The sequence below is a fragment of the Acinetobacter sp. C32I genome (assembly GCF_023702715.1).
Taxonomy (GTDB): domain Bacteria; phylum Pseudomonadota; class Gammaproteobacteria; order Pseudomonadales; family Moraxellaceae; genus Acinetobacter.
In genome coordinates, this window is record NZ_CP098480.1 from 890,794 (window position 1) to 910,307 (window position 19,514).

Below are 19,514 nucleotides of genomic sequence, written 5' to 3' on the forward strand. Positions count from 1 at the left end.
TTATAAAAAAATATTAATTTTTATATAAGGGTCATTGCCTAATATAATGATTCAAGTTTAAATTAGATTCAAGAAATAAAAACTGTTACAAACTAAATCACAAACGATTGTATCTTTACGGTATTAGGATACAATTTATAAAAAAGCAGCAATCATCGAAGATGATTGGATTAAGTCATACGAAATAGGATGCATCGCAATGACTGCTATGAATCAATATGGAACAAAATTAGAAATTACACCTCATTCGGGTTGGGCTCAACGATTCTGGGATGAATTATTACCCTCAAAAGAGCGGGTGAGCAAACATCCGCTATTCTTAGACATGGCCAATGGTTGTTTAAGTCTTGAATGTTTTCGTTCAGCCTTATTGAACTTCTATCCGTTGGTTGCGCATTTTCCTTCTTATATGGCGGGGTCTTTGGCCAAAGCAACGGCATTTTCACTCGATGGTGTGACCGAAACCAGAGATTGGTTGATTCAGAACATCAAAGTTGAAGAGCGACATCTCAACTGGTATCAGGACTGGGCGGGGGGCTTTGGTCTGACCGTTGAAATGTTGAATAACGTGAAACCACCTGTCGCCATGAATGCGGTCAATCACTTTCTATGGGATGTTAATTTTCGTGGGAGTTTGGCTGAAAGTATTGCAGCAACCAATCTTGCGATTGAATGGGCCACAGGTGACTGGACCATTCAGGTCTACAAAGGCATTCAAACCTATACTCAGCACCCTGAAGTAAACATCAATAAGCGTTCTCTCGCGTGGTTAAGAGCTCATGCACATTATGATGATCTTCATCCCTATGAAGCGATGGAGCTGATTAAACGCTTATGTGATAAAGACCCTGTACTGCAAAAGAAAGCATTCTTAGCGGCAAAAGAAGGGCTTGAATACTATGAGCTTGCTTTGGACGAGTGCTATAAGTTACAGCATAAAAATTAAGGATTCTGGTATTGAATCTAAATTAGATCTGATCTATATATGTGATAAAAGTCTCCTTGGTTTTTGGAACTAAGGAGACATAAGTGCTTATTCTGTTTAAATCTTAAACCATTGCAGGGTCACTGACCGAATCTTCACCTGTTTCAACACGGCCAGCAAAACGACGATAAAACTTGGCTTCTTGAGTACAGGTCACGGCAAAGTCATACCATTGGCCAGTGTCAGCCAAGTTCCAGTGTTGGGTAGAACTTTGTCCCGCTTTTAGGGTTAGTTTCAGTGGAGCATCAGTACGATAAACCACGGGGCTGATCACTAACTCAATATCTTTAGTACCCGTATTGTTCAGATCAACATAAACATTGCCATTGGCAATATCATAGCAAACCCGAATCTCAGGATTGATTTGCAAATCTTGATTACGATTCAAATCACCCTTGAAATGTCGATGAAAACCATTTGCACCCATTACCCAGAGATCATATAAGCCTTGATTGTCTTTTTGTACATTCCATACATCATCTAAGCTTTTTCCTGCTTCTACGATATAACGGCGCGGAACGCGAGTTAAATTTAATTTGTCATAGACATGAAAAACTGCACCTTGTGTTCCAGTGTTTGAAAACAGTAGTTTGACTGTTCCATCATTTAGGCATCGTGCACTGGTGTGTAGTTCATAAGGTAGTGCTTTGGAACGGCGGATACCACTGGCTTGGATTGGCATTTGCAAATTGCTTGGAATTGGAACATTGGGTAACTTTTGCTGTGAGCTACGGAGTTGATCCGCTTGTTCACGGCTTTGTTTGCCGTTGAGTGTTGGCAGTACATCTTCATTCGGTGTTTTAAAATTAAATGCAGAACTGAGGTCGCCACAGATTGCACGGCGATAAGGACTGATATTACTTTCTTTAACGCCAAAACATTTTTCGAGAAACATCAATACCGAGGTATGGTCAAATACTTGAGAGTTAACAATGCCCCCACGACTCCAAGGTGAAATTACAAAGAGTGGAACTCGAGGACCTGGGCCATAAACACCATTGTCTTTTTGGGGTTGGCTGGTACTGCCTAGAGGTGCATCATGCACATAGTACTCATGACGCATATCCGCTGGGCTGAGGGTTGATTTGCCTGCATACGTATTATCTGGTTGCAATGTTGGTGCTGATGGAGATGGAACATGGTCAAAATAACCATCATTTTCATCAAAATTGATCAGGAAGACGGTTTTGCTCCACACTTCTGGTACGGCTGTTAGTGCATCGAGTATTTCCTGAATAAACCAAGAACCTTGTACTGGGCTTGATGGTCCAGGATGTTCACAGTAAATGGAAGGGGCATTGATCCAAGACACCTGAGGCAATTTCCCAGTTTTAATATCATTTTTAAATGCATTTAAGAATTCTTCTGGGGAGTTACCGGGTAAGGTGTTGGCAATGCCTTTATAAAGCGGATTCTTGGCATTATCGGTGGTTGCATCATAGGCTTTGTACGGCAGCTTTTGCGCAGCCTTATTATACGGACTATTAGGTGCGCCACCACTCGAAACAGGATAGCCAGACTCAATATTGGCTTTTCTAAAAGTACGGAATGCACCTAGCATGTTATCGCCCCATTCATCAGGCATATTTTGATAACAAATCCAGTTGATTCCCGCTTCTTCTAAACGTTCCGCATAGGTTTTCCATGTATAACCAACATCAACCGTTTTCGGATCGCCATCAATCCAGTCCCATTCATTATTCACAAATGCGGTACTGGTCGGCACTGCACCATTGGTTCCTGTTAAATGGAACGAACGATTAGCATCTGTACCTGTATGCATGGAACAATGATAAGCATCACAAATCGTAAACGCATTGGCCAAGGCAAATTGGTAGGGAATTTCCTGTTCCTTAAAATAACCCATCGCATAATCTGTTTTATAGGTAGGCCAGTTGGACATGCGGCCATTGTCCCATGCTTTCTGGCTATCTACCCAAGTATGGTTGGTCCCGGGTGCACGTTGCGCGTTATTGCTAGAGCCATCTAAGTGAAATGGGGTTAATAATGCGCCATTACTGCGTTGTTGTTGCCAAACTGTACGACCATTCGGCAAAGGAATGGTGAGGCGATCAGCAAAGCCCCGAACCCCTTTTAATGTTCCAAAATAATGGTCAAATGAGCGGTTTTCCTGCATAAGGATCACTACATGCTCAACATCTTGGATGGTTCCAGTTTTATTGTTGGCTGGAATCGCCAAAGCTTTTTGAATACTTGCTGGAAAAGTTGTTAAAGCGGCAGCACCAAAACCTGTTTTAAGTGTGTTTGCTAAAAATTGACGACGATTAATCACGCGATTTCCTCTTATTATTCTTTATGTTTATGGGGCACAGCGCATGACTGGCTTTTTGGCATCATCAGGTTTCACTGCGACCTGATCATCATTTGAATCATTACAGGCGGTGAGTGCCAATAGAATGGGAACCACATAAAGACATGAGAGCCATCGTTTCATTTTTTTCAACATCTGCTTCATCCATAATAAAGATGTCAACACACTAGACAGCACTTATGACAGCACCATGTCATCTAGATGAAGATTCCTTGACGTTTCATATGAATATGGATGGGAAATGGAAGCAAGAATCGGTGAATTTAGATTTGGAAGAAAAAGGACAGTCTAGTGGCTTTGACTGTCCAAAGAGAGTCGTGATTTTTTCTTCTGTTATTGACAGATCAAAGCGGATTCATTCTATCGTCAAAACTTTCCAGTAATGGAAATGCTAAGGGCTGTAGATCATCTATATTTTGCAAATACTGCTCGAAATCAATCACAATCTTTTGTCTATCTTCTTGGCTGATATAGGGCACATGATAGGCAAGGAATGGAGGCAGTACTTCAAAGCCGACATAGGCAAGTGTGCCGCGTTGCAACGATGATAAATAATGTTCTATTGGTCCATGTACAGAACCTTCACCAAACATATGTTCACGGCCACCGAGTGTTAAACACAGCATGGCCTTTTTACCACGCATACCACCATGATTATAAAAGCGCTTACCGCCATAGAATAAGCCAGATACGAATACACGATCAATCCAACCTTTCAAGATGGCTGGTACAGAAGTCCAGTACAAAGGAAAGCTAAAAATAACCAGATCAGCACGTTGAACTTTTTCGATTTCAGTTTGGATATCTGGTGCCAAGTGTTGCTGTTTAAAGGCATGACGTTGCTCAAGTGCATAATTAAAATAATCAGGTTGACTCAAACTCTCAAAATCCTGCTTTGAGGCAACAGGATTAAAATTCATGGCATAGAGATCAGAAACTTCAACGCTATGACCTTGCTGTTCAAAAGTATGTTGTGCCGTATTTTTCAGTGCTGTAGTGAATGACAATGGTTCTGGGTGTGCATGTACAATCAAAATATGCATGATTTAATCCCTTATAGCGATGAATTTTCGATTGTTCTACTATGCTTAAATGAAGAAAGGTGTCATAGTTCATTAGCCGCCAATATTTACCATTTTGCGCCAATTTATTCTTCAATCATGGAGCGACAATGAATCCAGAATTACCCGGAAGTTACGTCAATCTTTTGGTTGATCTTATCCAAAAATGGGGGATTTCTTCAGAACAACTCTTGGCAGGTACAGGAATTTCTAAGCAGGCGTTAACAGCGCCATTTTGGTATGTCGACTTTAATATTTTTAATCATTTATTAGAACGAGCGGCGTTGCTGACAAATGAAGCTGCAATTAGTTTATATCTTGCTGAAGACATGAAAGTCTCTTGTTATGGGCATGTGGGGATTGCGGCAACGGCTGCTGACACATTGGGAGAGGCGATTGCGGTGCTGGAACAATTTATTGGCTTACATTGTTCTGTATTTAAACCCAAACTGAAAATAAGTGGAGAGATGGCGTATTTAGACTTTGATCAGCCATCATCAAAGTTTAAGCTAAATCGACATGGCATGATGTTTTTGATCTTAGGCTTTTCTCAGATTTTGGAAAATTTGGCCCAAGACAAACTTGGAATTTGTTTTCAGTTTCTACAAGACAAACCTGATTTTTATAAAAACACTCCGAAGTTTAATGAAATGAATATGTGCTTTAACGGAGAGAGGGACTGCCTGATCTTTAACAAAGCATTGTTGTCGCTTCCGTTAACGAGTGCAGATGCATTATTGGCGCGCCTGAGCAAACAACAGTGTGAGCAAGATGCTGCTAAGCTTGCACTGAAAAGGGATCAAAAAAATCGATTAGACACACAAGTTAAAGCATTACTCTATGACGAACATCAGGGTTTCTTATCATTAAAGCAGGTTGCGACGAAGCTCCATCTTTCCGAACGCACTTTACAGCGCCAATTAAGCAGCAAACAAACTTCTTTTCAAATTCTTGTCGCAGAAGTCCGTCGCAAACAGGCCGAACATTTATTAAAACAGCCTAAACTTTCGATTGAGCAAATTGCCGAACGTTTGGGTTATGCCGATATTTCTCATTTTTCACGGGCATTTAAGAAGTGGACCAATGTTACACCTAAGTTTTATCGTGAAGTCAGCATTGGTCATTCTTCGTTTTAGGGGTTAGCTCCACCAATAGCGTAGAATATGGAAGAAGATTGGTGCAGAGAAACAAATAGAGTCGATACGATCTAACATACCGCCATGACCTTGAATCAATTGTCCCCAATCTTTTACCCCACGATCGCGTTTGATCGCAGACATAACCAAACCACCAAAGAAACCAAAAATACAGACAATCAAACCAATCAACGCCGCTTGCCAATAATTGAATGGGGTGAGTGATGACATCAATACACCCAGCGCTGTTGCCAAAATGACGCCACCTAGCAATCCTTCAACTGTTTTTGATGGGGATAAGATTGGTGCAACTTTATGTTTTCCGAATAGCTTACCACAGACATATTGCAGCACATCCGAGGCTTGAACCACCATAATCAGCCAAATCGCCAACCAAATTTTTTCCCCTTTAAATTGAGGTAAATCTAGGTTTAATAAAGCGGGAACATGCGAGATACAGAATACGCTGACCATTAAACCCCATTGGATTTTGGCACTGCGTTCCAAAAAGTGTGTGGTGTCCTCCAACTTTAAACTGGCAATTGGAATCAGTAAGAATACATACAACGGAATGAAAATCGAAAATAGTCCGTACCAATTGGTATAGACCAAATAGTATTGATAGGGAATAACGAAGTAGAATGCGATCAGTAAAGGTAGATAATCGCCACGGCGTGTCGGTAATAAACTAATAAACTCACGTAGTGCAAAAAAGGAAATAAGACCAAACAGGACAATAAAAGCAGTTTTTCCCAATAGAATGGCGGCTGCCAAGACAATCAGCATGATCCACCAAGCATTTATACGCGCATTTAAGTTATCAATCACTGGAGATGGGGTTATGCCTGCTTTTTGTTTGAGGATAAATCCAATACTTGAGGCGATAATCAAAATCACGGCAAAGATGCCAAACAATAAGTAAGTTTGTTGTAAGTTGTCTAAACTCATTGATTCTCGGCCTCTTTTAATTTTAATAACTGCTGCTGAGCATGTTGTAAAAACTGTTGCTTATCTGAGAATTGATCGAGGACTAAAGGTTCGCCAAAAATGACCGTTGAAAGTAGTGGTAAAGGAATAAAAGCACCTTTGGGCATCACCCGCTTTAAATTAGAAATCCAGACAGGGACCACTTCAACTTCAGGGAACTGTTGGCTGAGGTGATACAGACCACTTTTAAATTCAAGGAGTTCAATATCATCATTTAAGTTACGTGTTCCTTCAGGGAAGAAAATAATGGAATAGCCTTCAGCTAAAACATCTTTAACTGGCTGTAATGGATCTTGCTGATCACTACGATTACGCTGAATGGTGACACCCGAAAAGGTATCTTGAATCAAAAACCGTCGAAACCCATCTTTCAGCCAATAATCTGACGCTGCAATTGGGCGAGTTTGCCGACGAATATGAATCGGCAGGGAAGACCACAGTAGAATGAAGTCGATATGACTATTGTGGTTGGCATAGTAGATACGTTGCTTAAGCTCTGGTTCACAACCCACCCATAAACTTCTTGCACCCGTTAATAAGCGAGCGCCTCGACGAGTAAGAAATGCGATAAAACGAGCAACGGATTGCGTAATTATATTTTTTTTCATTCAACCTTCATCTATGCGCTAATTTATAAAAAAGTACAATAAATACAGAATACTGAATTAAGACAATGAAGATCTGTATTTTTAACAGTCTTAAGCAGCCTTTGAAGCGTATCGACCAATCACGACCCGTTTTACTGGATGGAATCAGTTGCAAGTTTAACAGGGATTGATCCAATTGTTGGGTAAGAAGGTCTATATCCTCTGGTTGGTCAACCATATGCTGTAACAGGCCACGATCAAATTCAATCCGAATAAATAAATAATGGTGAATCGCCAATAGAGCAGTAACCACTAACAGTGGGATCAAGATCGGGGTACTTGAAAATAAAAATAAGCTCACAATTGATAAAACAAAGGCTAAATATCCTGATTTTAAAATACTCTGACTTTGCTTGAGCAATTGACTAACCACGACAAAATTCATTTTCATAGCTGCTTCTCCTGAGTGAGTAGCAGTTGGAAGTGTTTAATTTCAGCAATATGTTTCTCACTCAGAACGATCCAAGGTCGTGATCGTTGGATTAAGGTAATCGCTTCTTCTACACTAGCCGCATGGTTTTGCTGTAATAACCATGCGATCAATATACTACAGCTACGTGAGTAACCGAGCGCACAGAAAATCAGAACTTTATGTGATTGATTGGTTTGTAGTAAAGGTTGGATAAAATGGTCGAATGCTGCTGCGGCGACCAATAATTGCTGACTTTGGACGGGGATTAAATCGAGGGTATTAAATTTTTCATAGTGTTGTACTTGCTGATTTACTGCTAACTCCGCACAGCAATCAAATAAGGCTGTATATTGTTTTGTATGTTCAGCAGATGGAATACGGCCAAGATAAAGATCGACGCCGTTTAATTGCAAAATCAATGAGTCTTCAGGATGTTGATAGGTCCAAACACGACTATTTATCCATGCGACTAGAGAATAAGGTGCGAACAATAACCATGCAGCGACAGTCATTTGACCATTTTCTTGCTTTTGGAAAAAATGAGGTCTAACCAAAAAGTATGCTAAAGCAACTAAGAAAAGACTGATCGCTGGATATAACATCCATAGCCATACACCTTTAAATAAAAATGCAGGAGTTATACAAACTAAGGCCCCAATTAAATAAAAACACCATAATTTTAAATGTTTAGCTGTAATTTGCTGTAAGCCATCTTTTTGATAAGGTGCTTTGACTGTAAGTGGAAATAGCCATAAACATAGTGCACCTGCCAATAGACCCAATGGAATATCAATAAAATGATGCTGCCATGTGGTCAAGACAGAAAGTCCGATCAGGAACGACCAAACATGAACCAGCCAACGGTAATTGGGATTGATATGCCTGCGATAAAAATCCCACAGAATGACCAGTAAAACGATGTGTAAGGAGGGAGCTTGATTAAAGGGTTTATCAAAACCCATCAGCACATCGAACCATAATCCAAAAAAGCCATCTAATTCAACACGTTCAAAACTAAACTTTAACGGGTAGATTAAAAAGCAACTGATCGAGATAAGTTGAGCAGCAAAAAGTCGGAGTGCATGCTGTCGAAGTTCAAATTTATTCCAACAGAGTAAGAGCGATAAGCCATAAAATAGGTCAATTGACCAATACGGCACAATGGTCCATGGCCAAAGTGGGATATGATGCTCCCATTCAAACACAATACTCGGCACATTGCTGAGGCTGGATGCATATTGATTTGCAAAACCATAGGTTAAGAAGAAAAATGGGGCTAAAAAGACTAAGCAGAGTAGCCCCCATTTCCAAGTACCGGGCTGGCGATTTAAAATATTATTTTGCATAAAGGTCTTTATTTAAATTTTTTGAGCAACTGAAACTGTAAAAATCCCAAATTCATCAATACATTGATCTACTTTTTTAAAGCCTGCTTGTTCAACCAGTGCATCCATTTCGGCTTGTGAGCGTAAACGCATGACCCAAGCATCACCTTGACGATGTGAGGTAAGCGCACGTGCAATAAATTCTTGTTGTGGGTGCCAAATTTGTCCCGTATAAATCAGGAAGCCACCTTGTAGCATAGCTTGATGAATACCTGTGAGTGATTGTCTTAATAAATCATTATCACTAAACAATTCATAAAGCCCTGAAACAATCACCAAATTTGGCTTGGGTTTAACTTTGGCCAATGACGCCGTGTCAAAGGCATCACCGAGTTCAAATTGAGCAATATTGTCCAATTTCCGTTCTTGGATCAATGCTGTACCTGAATCAACATTTAACTGACTATAATCTCTTAATAACACGGACTTCGGTGCTGTTGGAAGCTGGCTGACCGCATCTAAAATATAGCGGCCATGACCAGCAGCAATATCCAGAATTCGAATGTCTTTACGTTGCTTATTCAGAACCTGTGCATATTTCGCCAATAGCTGCTCGATATGCTGTTTACGTATGCGGATGCCACGCCAACCAATCGCATTTAAATACTGTTGATCAATGATATTGCCAAGAATGTTTTTGCTTTCACCTTGATTTCGATAGACAAAATCTAGCGTACTGCCAGAGTCATAACCGGTATCTTCACCAATTTTAAGGCCACGGGAGAATTTACTGCCGAGTTTTAAATTACGTTTGGTTAAGTTCCAGAACAAATTCTTGATTGAAGAAGCGGGAAGTGGGCTACTCAATTGCTCAGCAGTTGCACAGCTTGAACCAATTTTATCGGCATTCAGTACATCTGGTGCTTGATAATCTTCTGCAAAGCTTTGCAAGATAAAACGACGGATTTTTTCGATTGCAATATGACGATCTTTTTCACCTAAAGTGTCGTGATAAAAACCATCTAGTACATGGAACTCTTTTCGTGGATGAGGAAGCTTTTCATAAAATTGTTGTTGTGGCTTACGGAATACCACAAAATCTGATCCAGAGCATAAAACTTGTGTAGGAACAAAGATATTTTGTGCATCATTAACGATACGTTCTGACGCTGCATATAAGCCCAAAAGCATTCGTACAGAAATGGCTTTGGCAATTTGTGGATCTGTATCGTAAGTTTTCGCACGATCAACATCATGTGTCAGCATATTGGCTTTGACATAGCTGGTAATAAAGAAATTACCTTTGAGTTTACTTAAAACAGTTAAACCAGCTTTTGCAAATGGGACATACAGTTTGATATCAAATGCGGGTGAAGCTAAGCATAAGGCTCTGATTTTTGGAGCATAATCATGTACCCATGTGGCTGCCAAAACTGCACCGACACTTTGACCAATGACGGCGATATTGGTTGATACAATGTTATACGTCGATTCAATATGTTGTACAAAAGATTGAATATCTTTCACACATGCAGAGAAACTTGGTGCATCGCCACGTAAACCTGGTGAATCTCCATGTCCGCGTGCATCCCACGCAAAGAAATCAAATTCTGGTAGGTTGAGCTCATTGACCAAATGCGCCATACGTCCAGAGTGTTCATGACCACGATGGAATAAGATAATTGCTTTTTTTGTCTCTTTTTCTGCAGTTGCAGGCCAATGTTGATAGGCTAATTGGGTATCATCATGACTGGTAAATACATGTTTTTGTGAGCTTTGCATCTGATTTTCCTTAAAGTTGAATACTATTTTTAATACGGTTATAAGTTGTCAAAACTAATAGTGCTGCAATAAAAATAAGCAGCCCATTGCAGATGTAAATGATTGAATTTGTGTAATTATTTTCAATTAAATACGGACTAAAACTGACAAGTACAGCAATTAAACTAAACCAAAATGCACGGTCGCTTTTACCCATAGGACCATCATAACGACGTTCCTGACCAATTAAAGGTGCCATAACGCCAGCATATTCACTCAGAATGGCCAGAAAAACAACTAAACCCAATAAATAGGAATTAATGAAGGCTAAGCCTAAAAAACATAAATACAGCGCAGAATCGGAGATGACATCACAAATTTCATTTAGATATGCGCCAAGTTTTGATTGTTGATTGAATTCACGTGCGAGCATGCCATCAATTGCATTAAAACCCATACGAACCAACATCCATACAGGAAATAGTAAAAATAGAATCAAAGGTTGTTGGTAAAGATGCAGGCAGTAAAGTGCAACGGCTAATACAACAGAGATAAACATGGCTAAAAGCGTAACTTGATTCGCCGTGATTTTTTTAGCGTAAAGCCATTGTACAAATGGGCGAAGTAAATTCTGAAATGCTGGTTTTAATTGATAAATCGAAGGCATTGTTATTGGTATAAACACGTTTATATAGTGAAAGTATTGTGTTTAATATTTAGGTGCATGTCAACATACATCAAGATCCGAGGGAAAGTGATGATTATAAAAGTCATTACATATCAAATTGTTAATATTAAATTATTTCGTATAATGTATATTATGTTAAATAGAAGATCTGAGTTTGTAGCCTGAGCAGCACCGCTGCGCAAGTTACTGTTTGTAGCTACAGCTTGGCAACGTGAATCTCTATGATCATAATTCACGTTGCTGACTTCAAGTTCTCATTCCATAAATGGCAGAAGATTTTTACAAGTCGGCTGCCTAGAATCACCCAAGTGAATGTCTCCTGCTATTTCAGCACACATCGTTAATTACGCTTAAATGCTAACCCTCTCATTTTTCAACGAGTTCAGGTTATAATGATGGTCTCCCCAAATATAGTTGATCTATTATGAACGCCTCCAATGACCCTCTACACGGCAAAAAACTTGCTGATATTTTGGATGAGTTATTGGATTATTACGGTGGCTTTGAAGGCTTAAGTTGTAAAATTGAAATTAGATGTTTTTGTATAGATCCAAGTGTTAAGTCATCGTTGCGATTCTTACGTACCACACTATGGGCACGTGAAAAAGTAGAAAGTTTGTATTTATATGTCTTACGCCAAAAAGCCAAACAGAAATCCTAGCTTTCAAAGCTATGACCTCAATGTGCTTTCATGTTTGTTTCCGTTAAATAAGCTTTCTTCGATGTCTTGTTCCATAAACAAAGCTCTTGTCCTATTTTGTTTTTCATATGTGCTTGAGGATATTTTCCTTCAATAAGGAGTGCCGAATATCCAACACGATCATCAAACAGCATGACATTGCTCACTGTCTTGGCATTTTTAAGTTGGCTCGCTTTTATACAAGCCGCTTTTATTTCCTGATCATGTTTGTTCCATGCCTGCTCAGAACTTGCGAAAGTTATGCTGCTCATCACGGATGAACTTGCCACAAAACCTAAAATAGCAAGATATTTTAATAGCATACGATGTCTTATTGCCATGATCATTGTCCTGAAAATTCGAGTGTATAAATCTATACTGGAACAATCTCATGAGAGAATCTAGCAATTTACACATGTTGTAACAGCACATATTCAGGATTACACATAGTTTTCATCTGCGTGGCTTGAGCCTTGTTTAAATGAAATACAATCCTGTCGATTTAGCATAAAGAATAGTACCTAAAAATCTTTCTATGTCTTTTTTAAACTTGATTTGATTACGGATCAAGCCAGTAGATTTTCTACTGGATTTAACGAAAATTTATCGTTTGCTCGGCACACTGTTGAACTTTAATATTATTTTAAAATTAGTTAACTCTTTCATATTCCGAATGACATTAAGAGGTAAAAATCATGACTGAGAAAGTCGCTAAAGTCGCTATTGTTACGGCTGCAGGAAGTGGTATGGGTGCAGCTGTCGCTAAAAAACTAGCAGCAGATGGATACAAAGTTGCAATTTTATCTTCATCAGGCAAAGGTGAAATCCTTGCTAATCAACTGAATGGTCTAGGTGTTACTGGATCTAATCAATCAATAGATGATATACAACGCCTTATTGATGAAACGCTTGCTCGTTGGGGACGTATAGATGTTTTAGTCAACAGTGCTGGACATGGCCCACGCAAAGGAATTTTAGAATTAACAGATCAAGATTGGCATGATGGTATAGATACTTATTTTCTCAATGCCGTACGCCCTATTCGTTTAGTGATTCCAATCATGCAACAACAAAAACACGGCGTGATTGTAAATATTTCCAGTGCATGGACTTTTGAGCCTAGTTCACTATTTCCAACGTCTGCCGTTGCCCGTTCTGGATTGGCAGCTTTTACTAAGATTTGTGCAGACACATATGCTATTGATAATATTCGTATTAATAATGTCTTGCCTGGGTGGATTGATAGCCTACCAAAAACAGATGAACGCACTCACAGTGTTCCAATGAAACGATATGGTTCAACAGAAGAAATTGCAGCTACAGTTGCTTTCCTTGCGTCGGATGGCGCGGCTTATATCACAGGACAAAATATCCGTGTAGATGGCGGCTTAACGCGCTCTGTATAATGATTTTTAATCAAAATTTGAAGGGATAAATTATCCCTTCATGATTAGAACTGACCGAATCATCACAAATAAGTATCTATTTTAATTTTTGCTTCGTACCTAAATATTCGATGCACCACTGCCAAATTTTATCGACTGTGTTATTCGAATGTGAGGTTTTTTTTCTGACAAGATAATAACTTGGTTCCATAGTCTTTGTATCCGAAGTTACTTGTACGAGTTTTCCTGATTGAATATCAGCATCCACAAATGCTCGGCATGCTAAAGCAACCCCTTGCCCAGACAAAGCAGCATCTAATGCCAGCGTGGTTTGATTAAATACAGCTCCAGATAATTTCGTATTCGTGTTCAGAAAATTTGGCCAATGATCATGGGCATCATGTAGCAATGGCATACTCATTAACTGTTCAAGTTGCAGCGGAAGCGTTAAGTTCTGAATAAAATCAGGACTTGCTACAGCAATAAGTTCCTGATGAAACAATAATTGGGCTTCCAGATTTTCTGGAAATGCTTTTGGGGTAAGCCTTATCGCGATATCAACCTGATCACGGTCAAAGTCTGAAACAACTTCAGTTGCAAGCGTGCATAAATTGATATCAGGCAGTACGGCATGTAAATCACCTAATCGAGGGATCAACATTTTGGTCGCAATTGTTGGTGTTACACTAATGGTTACTCGATCTGGCTGATCTAATAATGATTCTGTTGATTCAGCAAGAATATCAAAAGCACGCGTTATATCGACCAGATACTTTGTTCCTTCAGGTGTCAAACATAGTCCCCGAGGCAGCCGTTGAAATAAAATAACATTTAGATGATCTTCTAATGCTCGAACCTGCTGCGCGATCGCGCCCTGGGTCACTCCCAACTCATCAGCAGCAGCGCGAAAACTTAACTTTCGGCCCGCTGTTTCAAATGCACGCAAAGCATTTAAAGATGGAAGTTTTCTACGTGATACCATAAACACATCAGCAAGTAGTTTTTCTACACTCTAATTTTTTTGTGAATTGTACACAAGCCATTTAAAGGGCTAAATTTGCTGTGTAGACTTATTTAAGCGATGTTATCGCTTATGATCTTGGAAAGCCCTTCTCTTTCAAAAAACATAGCTTGCGCTTTATCTATTTCCATGTATGATTGAGTAATCACTCAACTAATATATTTGTATATGGCCCGTCCTCGTAGTGAAGATAAACGTAATGCAATTTTAAATGCTGCTATTGAAACATTGGCAGAACTTGGAGAGCGTGCGTCGACCGCAAAAATTGCCAAAGTCGCTGGTGTTGCAGAAGGTACTTTATTTACCTATTTCAGTAATAAAGAAGAACTACTCAACCAATTATACCTTTCGCTAAAGGCTGAACTGCGTCAGGTCATCATGCTCAATTACCCTACCCACTCTGACCTGCAAACCCAAATGTTTTATATCTGGCAAAGTTATTTGGACTGGAGTTTAGCTGCCCCGCTGAAACGAAAAGTGATGGCACAGCTGTCGACTTCAGAACAAATTACAGAACAGAGTAAACAAATTGGTATGCAAACTTTCTGTGATTTTACCAAGACCATTCAAGCGCATATTGATGATGGCAAACTAAGAGATTATCCACCCTTATTTATCGGTTCAATTTTGGGTGCACTTGCTGAAGTTACACTCAATTTTATTGCCCAAGATACTTCTCAAGCTGATCTTTATCGTAAGTCCGGTTTTGAAGCATTTTGGCACGCGGTTTCGATGTAGATAGAGACAAAAATAAGGATGTTCAGCATTCTTATTTTTTAAATCAATTAATGAGTGATTAAATACTCATTTAAACAAGACAAAATAAGTACTTATCCCCAGTTCTTATTTATACATATAGGTTGTTCCACTCAAGGAAAACAAAATGACGATTTCAAATACAACAGACTTGCCATCTCCCTTCATGTCATCACAGCAGCATAACGGGAAATTTAGCAATACACGACCAAATCTGCACACACATTCTTTCGGAAAAACGCTCGGCTTAATGTGGAAATTTTTATTTAATAAGCCAAAAAATACGGTGCCAAACCGAGAAATTCCTGTGTTAAGTCTATCAAAACAACAACTCATGAGTGCTCCAGACCGTTCTCTATTCCGTCTTGGGCATTCGACCATTTTATTAAAATTGCGTAATGAATTCTGGTTAACCGATCCCGTTTTTTCTGAGCGTGCTTCGCCTTTTCAGTGGCTTGGCCCAAAACGTTTTCACCAACCCCCGATTAGCATTGCTGACTTACCGCCGATTAAGGGCGTGATTTTGTCACATAACCACTACGACCATCTCGACTACCATGCAGTACTCCAACTCAAAGACAAGGTTGAGCATTTCTTAACCCCGCTTGGTGTCGGTGACACACTGATTAAATGGGGTGTGCCAGCAGATAAGGTGCAGCAACTTGACTGGTGGGACACGACTCATATAGATGGTCTTGAGCTGATTGCCACCCCTGCTCATCATTTTTCAGGCCGAGGTATGGGCGATAGCAACGCAACGCTTTGGGCATCGTGGGTGATTATTGACAATGACCTACGAGTGTTTTTTAGTGGTGATACGGGTTATTTCGATGGATTTAAAGAGATCGGACATCGTTATGGCCCCTTTGATCTTACCATGTTAGAAACCGGTGCCTATGATCCAGAATGGCCAGATGTTCACATGCAACCTGAGCAGACATTACAAGCACATTTGGATTTAAAAGGACGTCATTTGTTGCCTGTCCATAATGGAACTTTTGACTTGGCCCTGCATGCTTGGGATGACCCATTTGAACGTATCGTGGCTTTGGCTCAGCAAAATAACTTAGCAATCAGTACTCCTCAAATGGGTGAAATCTTGAACTTAAACCAGCCAAATGTCGAAAACTATTGGTGGCGCTCATAATTTTTTGATCCTTTTTCAATTATTCATCTCACTCAACGCTTAGGTTAAAGGTCTTTAAATTCAGTGCTATAACCCTATTTTTTTTATTTGTATTGTATTTCAATAAAACTAGGACTAACTTTGTCTTAGTTTTATTGTTGACTCAAAACACAGACTATATTAGTCTGTGTTTGTAATTGATCAATTATGAAATGAAATGGCTTATATCACTAGTAGCGTCGAGTATGCGATTCACTGTCTTCTTTTTCTTGTAAATAATGAAGATAAACCATTGAGTAGTAAGGATCTGGCTGAATTGCAAGGCGTCTCTCCTAGCTTTATGGCCAAGATATTTCCTAAACTTGAAAAGGCAAAACTTGTTTTGGCGCAAGAAGGCGTTCGTGGCGGGTATTTACTGGCCCGATCTGCTCACGACATCAGTTTCCTCGATATTGTGAATGCAATTGAAGGTGAAAAACCGCTTTTTGAATGCCAAGAAGTTCGTGGAAAATGTGCAGTCTTTCATAATGCTCCACCCAATTGGGCAACAAATGGGGTCTGTGCCGTACATGCGGTTATGTTACAGGCCGAGCAAGCGATGCAAGATGCATTAGGCGCGCACACACTTGGTGATATTGCCGACCGTTTTAGCCGTTATGCACCTGATGTATTTTTTAGTGATGTGAATGGCTGGATCAATGAACGCATCGAAGGAAGAACAGCAAAAATGCGGAAAAGTAAAATATCACGCGATATTCCCGATTAAACAGTGATAGGACTTAGCGTCCTCAAGTCATCACTCCCCTAACCTTTTTAAAGCCCTTCTCAGATTTTTCGAACAGTCAGAGAAAGGATTCGCTCATCCTGGATTTCAGGATGGGTTGGAATTTGTATGTTCGAATGAATCGACTAAAAGGATCATTAAATGAGTAAGCGTATTATTATTGCCGGTTCTGGCTTTGCTGGTCTATGGGCTGCACTTGCTGCACAACGAGCAATTCATTTGGCTGCGCAACAACAAAATATTGAAGTGCTGATGGTTTCCCCGAGTCCGAATGTTGATATTCGTCCTCGTCTTTATGAAGCTGTACTTGAAAACATGTACCCTGATATTTTAGACATATTAAATGTCGTTGACGTTAAATATGTCGCTGGCTGGGTCAATGAAGTGAATGCTGCGGCTCAAAATCTTGTGATTACAACGGTCCACGGCGATCAACAAAGCTTAAGTTATGACCGTTTTATTTTGGCAACAGGAAGTACTGGCTATATGCCGCCTATCCCTGGTCTTAAAGACTATGGATTTAGTGTCAGCACATTAGAAGATGCTGAAAAACTAGATCAGCATCTTAAAAGTTTAGCCAAGAAACCTGTCAGTGCGGCACGTAATACCGTAGTCGTTGCTGGTGGTGGACTTACAGGGCTTGAAACCGTTGCCGAAATGCCTGAGCGCCTGCGTAGCATTTTAGCTGAAACTGATATTCGTGTGGTTTTGGTTGATTCATCTGCAGAAATTGGTGCGGCAATAGGTGACGAAGCTGCAGCAGTGATTCGTGAAGCGCTCACTGAACTCGGTGTTGAAGCTAAAGCGGGTTTACGCGTTACTGCACTTGATGCCGCTGGTGTCACCCTTTCTAACGGTGAAAGAATCGAAACGGAAACCGTCATTTGGACGGCGGGCATGCGAGCTAACGCACTCACCTCTCAAATTGCAGGTGAAAAAGATAATTTGGGGCGAATTTTAGCTGATGCGTATTTACATGCGCCTGAAGTAAAGAATATTTTTGTGACGGGTGATACGGTTAAAGTTGCAACCGATGATTTAGGTAACTTCAATGTCATGTCTTGCCAACATGCCATGAGCCTAGGCCGTGTTGCAGGCTACAATGCAGCCGCAGAGTTAGTCAATTTACCATTACACCCGTATAGCCAGCCAAAGTATGTGACTTGTGTTGATTTAGGTCCATGGGGTGCACTTTATACGGAGGGTTGGGATCGACAAGTTCAATTTGTACGTGAAGAAGCCAAAAAAATTAAGCAAGAAATTAATACGGTATGGATCTATCCACCCGTCGCAGATCGAGAAGCCATTTTTGCCGTAGCAAACCCTGATTTTGTTATTGTTCCTTAATATAGGCTGTTTTCTTAACAAGAGCTCTGCTTGTAAACCTCAGAAGTCGAAAGTGACTTTTGGGGCTTCTTTTTGAATCATGATAACTCATGACAGGGTCATATCTTGTATTACACCCTTTTCACTTGAGTCGTTGAAGTCGATGCTTGCTGTGGAGATGTACTGGCTAAGGTCAAATTTACAGAATAGATTGAAATACAATATTTTCTGTAGGCTTAGGTGTATAATTCACGATAGTTCATGATTTAGTTCTAATATGAAGAATATTCCGTCTGATAACACTCAAATTAGCATGGTTTCGACCTTTTCTGAACTTGTGAATTCTAATTTTCAAGGTGCTATGAATGCCATTTGCTGGCATCGGCATTTGTTTGGGGATTTTCAAGAGATTGTGGCTAAACTTGAGTTAAAAGAGAATATTACAGAGGTTTCTGTAGAAGATCTTTTGGCATTGAAACTTTCAGAACAAGGCAGCCAGGCAAGAGAGACGATCTTGAGTGATATACAGCGCTTAACTGATTTAGGTGCATCACCTTCTCTTAATTTACTTAAATGTTATGAACGAGATGAAGACTTCGATTTCATTTCAACCGATGTATATTCTTATCATGTTGATCGCTCACCTATCGAAACAGATACTTTTCTATGCACCTATCATGGCCCAGCCAGTGACATTTTGCCGCAAGATCAAGTCGAGCAAAAGATTCAGATCCCAGAAATCAGAGTAAAACTTAAAGAATTACATGATGGCCCAGAAGCTGAATTTGAAACGTTCTTAGAAGAATATTTTTTTGATCTACACTACCAACCTAAACCAGATGCTAAACCAGTGAATTTAGGTATAGGCCATCTTTGGCGTCTAGCTGTTGACCATCCAACACAACAAGCCTCCCCTTGTGTTCATAGAGCGCCTGTTGAAAATAAGGGTGAATATAGACTGCTCTTGATTTGTTAAATATTCATTCGATAAGGCAGCTGCTATTTTCTCTTATTATTCTATTTTAAATTTATTGCCGATCATGATAATGCTTCTAAGGTATTAAGTATAAATAACACCTTAGATTTTATTTATACTTTAAATC

The 19,514-nt window shown here is 39.8% G+C and carries 20 protein-coding genes; 9 read left to right on the plus strand and 11 right to left on the minus strand.

What is annotated here, in order from left to right:
- Nucleotides 1–199 precede the first annotated feature (199 nt).
- Nucleotides 200–946, plus strand: a complete 747-nt coding sequence (locus NDN13_RS04260) for an iron-containing redox enzyme family protein (RefSeq protein WP_251117288.1) — start codon at nucleotides 200–202, stop codon at nucleotides 944–946.
- A gap of 103 nt (nucleotides 947–1,049) precedes the next feature.
- On the opposite strand, the gene NDN13_RS04265 is transcribed toward NDN13_RS04260, so the two are convergent.
- The 3 genes from NDN13_RS04265 to NDN13_RS04275 all read right to left on the minus strand — a co-directional run bounded on the left by NDN13_RS04265 (nucleotide 1,050) and on the right by NDN13_RS04275 (nucleotide 4,360).
- The gene (locus NDN13_RS04265) at nucleotides 1,050–3,278 is read right to left on the minus strand and encodes a phosphocholine-specific phospholipase C (protein WP_251117289.1); all 2,229 of its coding nucleotides are present in this window, start codon (nucleotides 3,276–3,278) and stop codon (nucleotides 1,050–1,052) included.
- A gap of 27 nt (nucleotides 3,279–3,305) precedes the next feature.
- Entirely contained in the window at nucleotides 3,306–3,452 is a 147-nt protein-coding gene (locus NDN13_RS04270) for a hypothetical protein (protein ID WP_251117290.1), read from the minus strand.
- A gap of 209 nt (nucleotides 3,453–3,661) precedes the next feature.
- Nucleotides 3,662–4,360 carry an NAD(P)H-dependent oxidoreductase gene (locus tag NDN13_RS04275; RefSeq protein WP_251117291.1) on the minus strand — a complete coding sequence of 233 codons (699 nt, stop codon included), beginning with the start codon at nucleotides 4,358–4,360 and terminating at the stop codon, nucleotides 3,662–3,664.
- Between the two features lie 128 nt (nucleotides 4,361–4,488).
- On the opposite strand from NDN13_RS04275, the gene NDN13_RS04280 reads away from it, so the two are divergent.
- Nucleotides 4,489–5,514: an AraC family transcriptional regulator gene (locus NDN13_RS04280; RefSeq protein ID WP_251117292.1), complete on the plus strand. Its 1,026-nt coding sequence runs from the start codon at nucleotides 4,489–4,491 to the stop codon at nucleotides 5,512–5,514.
- A gap of 3 nt (nucleotides 5,515–5,517) precedes the next feature.
- Here NDN13_RS04280 and NDN13_RS04285 read toward each other — a convergent pair whose 3' ends face one another.
- From NDN13_RS04285 to NDN13_RS04310, 6 genes are read right to left on the minus strand one after another with little or no spacing between them, the layout of a single operon-like run.
- Nucleotides 5,518–6,462: a phosphatidate cytidylyltransferase gene (locus tag NDN13_RS04285; RefSeq protein ID WP_251117293.1), complete on the minus strand. Its 945-nt coding sequence runs from the start codon at nucleotides 6,460–6,462 to the stop codon at nucleotides 5,518–5,520.
- Nucleotides 6,459–7,109 carry a lysophospholipid acyltransferase family protein gene (locus NDN13_RS04290; RefSeq protein ID WP_251117294.1) on the minus strand — a complete coding sequence of 217 codons (651 nt, stop codon included), beginning with the start codon at nucleotides 7,107–7,109 and terminating at the stop codon, nucleotides 6,459–6,461. Before NDN13_RS04290 ends, NDN13_RS04285 begins: the two co-directional genes overlap by 4 nt.
- 7 nt (nucleotides 7,110–7,116) lie before the next feature.
- Nucleotides 7,117–7,539, minus strand: a complete 423-nt coding sequence (locus tag NDN13_RS04295) for a hypothetical protein (RefSeq protein ID WP_251117295.1) — start codon at nucleotides 7,537–7,539, stop codon at nucleotides 7,117–7,119.
- Nucleotides 7,536–8,906 carry a phosphatase PAP2/dual specificity phosphatase family protein gene (locus NDN13_RS04300; RefSeq protein ID WP_251117296.1) on the minus strand — a complete coding sequence of 457 codons (1,371 nt, stop codon included), beginning with the start codon at nucleotides 8,904–8,906 and terminating at the stop codon, nucleotides 7,536–7,538. Before NDN13_RS04300 ends, NDN13_RS04295 begins: the two co-directional genes overlap by 4 nt.
- A gap of 12 nt (nucleotides 8,907–8,918) precedes the next feature.
- Nucleotides 8,919–10,667: a bifunctional alpha/beta hydrolase/class I SAM-dependent methyltransferase gene (locus tag NDN13_RS04305; protein ID WP_251117297.1), complete on the minus strand. Its 1,749-nt coding sequence runs from the start codon at nucleotides 10,665–10,667 to the stop codon at nucleotides 8,919–8,921.
- A 10-nt stretch (nucleotides 10,668–10,677) separates the two neighbouring features.
- Nucleotides 10,678–11,313, minus strand: coding sequence for a CDP-alcohol phosphatidyltransferase family protein (locus NDN13_RS04310; protein WP_251117298.1), 636 nt, complete (start codon nucleotides 11,311–11,313; stop codon nucleotides 10,678–10,680).
- 445 nt (nucleotides 11,314–11,758) lie between these two features.
- Between NDN13_RS04310 and NDN13_RS04315 the strand changes: the two genes are divergently transcribed.
- Entirely contained in the window at nucleotides 11,759–11,995 is a 237-nt protein-coding gene (locus NDN13_RS04315; RefSeq protein WP_251117299.1) for a VF530 family protein, read from the plus strand.
- Nucleotides 11,996–12,012: 17 nt separating this feature from the next.
- On the opposite strand, the gene NDN13_RS04320 is transcribed toward NDN13_RS04315, so the two are convergent.
- Complete coding sequence (locus NDN13_RS04320; protein WP_251117300.1) at nucleotides 12,013–12,354, minus strand: hypothetical protein; 342 nt, start codon at nucleotides 12,352–12,354, stop codon at nucleotides 12,013–12,015.
- 354 nt (nucleotides 12,355–12,708) lie between these two features.
- On the opposite strand from NDN13_RS04320, the gene NDN13_RS04325 reads away from it, so the two are divergent.
- Nucleotides 12,709–13,419 (plus strand): SDR family oxidoreductase, encoded by a 711-nt coding sequence (locus NDN13_RS04325; protein WP_251117301.1) that lies wholly within the window; start codon nucleotides 12,709–12,711, stop codon nucleotides 13,417–13,419.
- 76 nt (nucleotides 13,420–13,495) lie between these two features.
- Here NDN13_RS04325 and NDN13_RS04330 read toward each other — a convergent pair whose 3' ends face one another.
- Complete coding sequence (locus NDN13_RS04330) at nucleotides 13,496–14,380, minus strand: LysR substrate-binding domain-containing protein (RefSeq protein ID WP_251118163.1); 885 nt, start codon at nucleotides 14,378–14,380, stop codon at nucleotides 13,496–13,498.
- 207 nt (nucleotides 14,381–14,587) lie between these two features.
- Between NDN13_RS04330 and NDN13_RS04335 the strand changes: the two genes are divergently transcribed.
- The 5 genes from NDN13_RS04335 (at nucleotide 14,588) to NDN13_RS04355 (ending at nucleotide 19,387) form a co-directional block, all read left to right on the plus strand.
- Nucleotides 14,588–15,157, plus strand: a complete 570-nt coding sequence (locus NDN13_RS04335) for a TetR/AcrR family transcriptional regulator (protein ID WP_251117302.1) — start codon at nucleotides 14,588–14,590, stop codon at nucleotides 15,155–15,157.
- A gap of 145 nt (nucleotides 15,158–15,302) precedes the next feature.
- Nucleotides 15,303–16,322: an MBL fold metallo-hydrolase gene (locus tag NDN13_RS04340; RefSeq protein WP_251117303.1), complete on the plus strand. Its 1,020-nt coding sequence runs from the start codon at nucleotides 15,303–15,305 to the stop codon at nucleotides 16,320–16,322.
- Nucleotides 16,323–16,518: 196 nt separating this feature from the next.
- Nucleotides 16,519–17,067 carry an RrF2 family transcriptional regulator gene (locus NDN13_RS04345; protein WP_251117304.1) on the plus strand — a complete coding sequence of 183 codons (549 nt, stop codon included), beginning with the start codon at nucleotides 16,519–16,521 and terminating at the stop codon, nucleotides 17,065–17,067.
- Between the two features lie 159 nt (nucleotides 17,068–17,226).
- The gene (locus tag NDN13_RS04350; protein ID WP_251117305.1) at nucleotides 17,227–18,432 is read left to right on the plus strand and encodes an NAD(P)/FAD-dependent oxidoreductase; all 1,206 of its coding nucleotides are present in this window, start codon (nucleotides 17,227–17,229) and stop codon (nucleotides 18,430–18,432) included.
- 256 nt (nucleotides 18,433–18,688) lie between these two features.
- On the plus strand, nucleotides 18,689–19,387 hold the full coding sequence (locus tag NDN13_RS04355; protein ID WP_251117306.1) for a DUF1826 domain-containing protein: 699 nt from the start codon (nucleotides 18,689–18,691) through the stop codon (nucleotides 19,385–19,387).
- Nucleotides 19,388–19,514 lie beyond the last annotated feature (127 nt).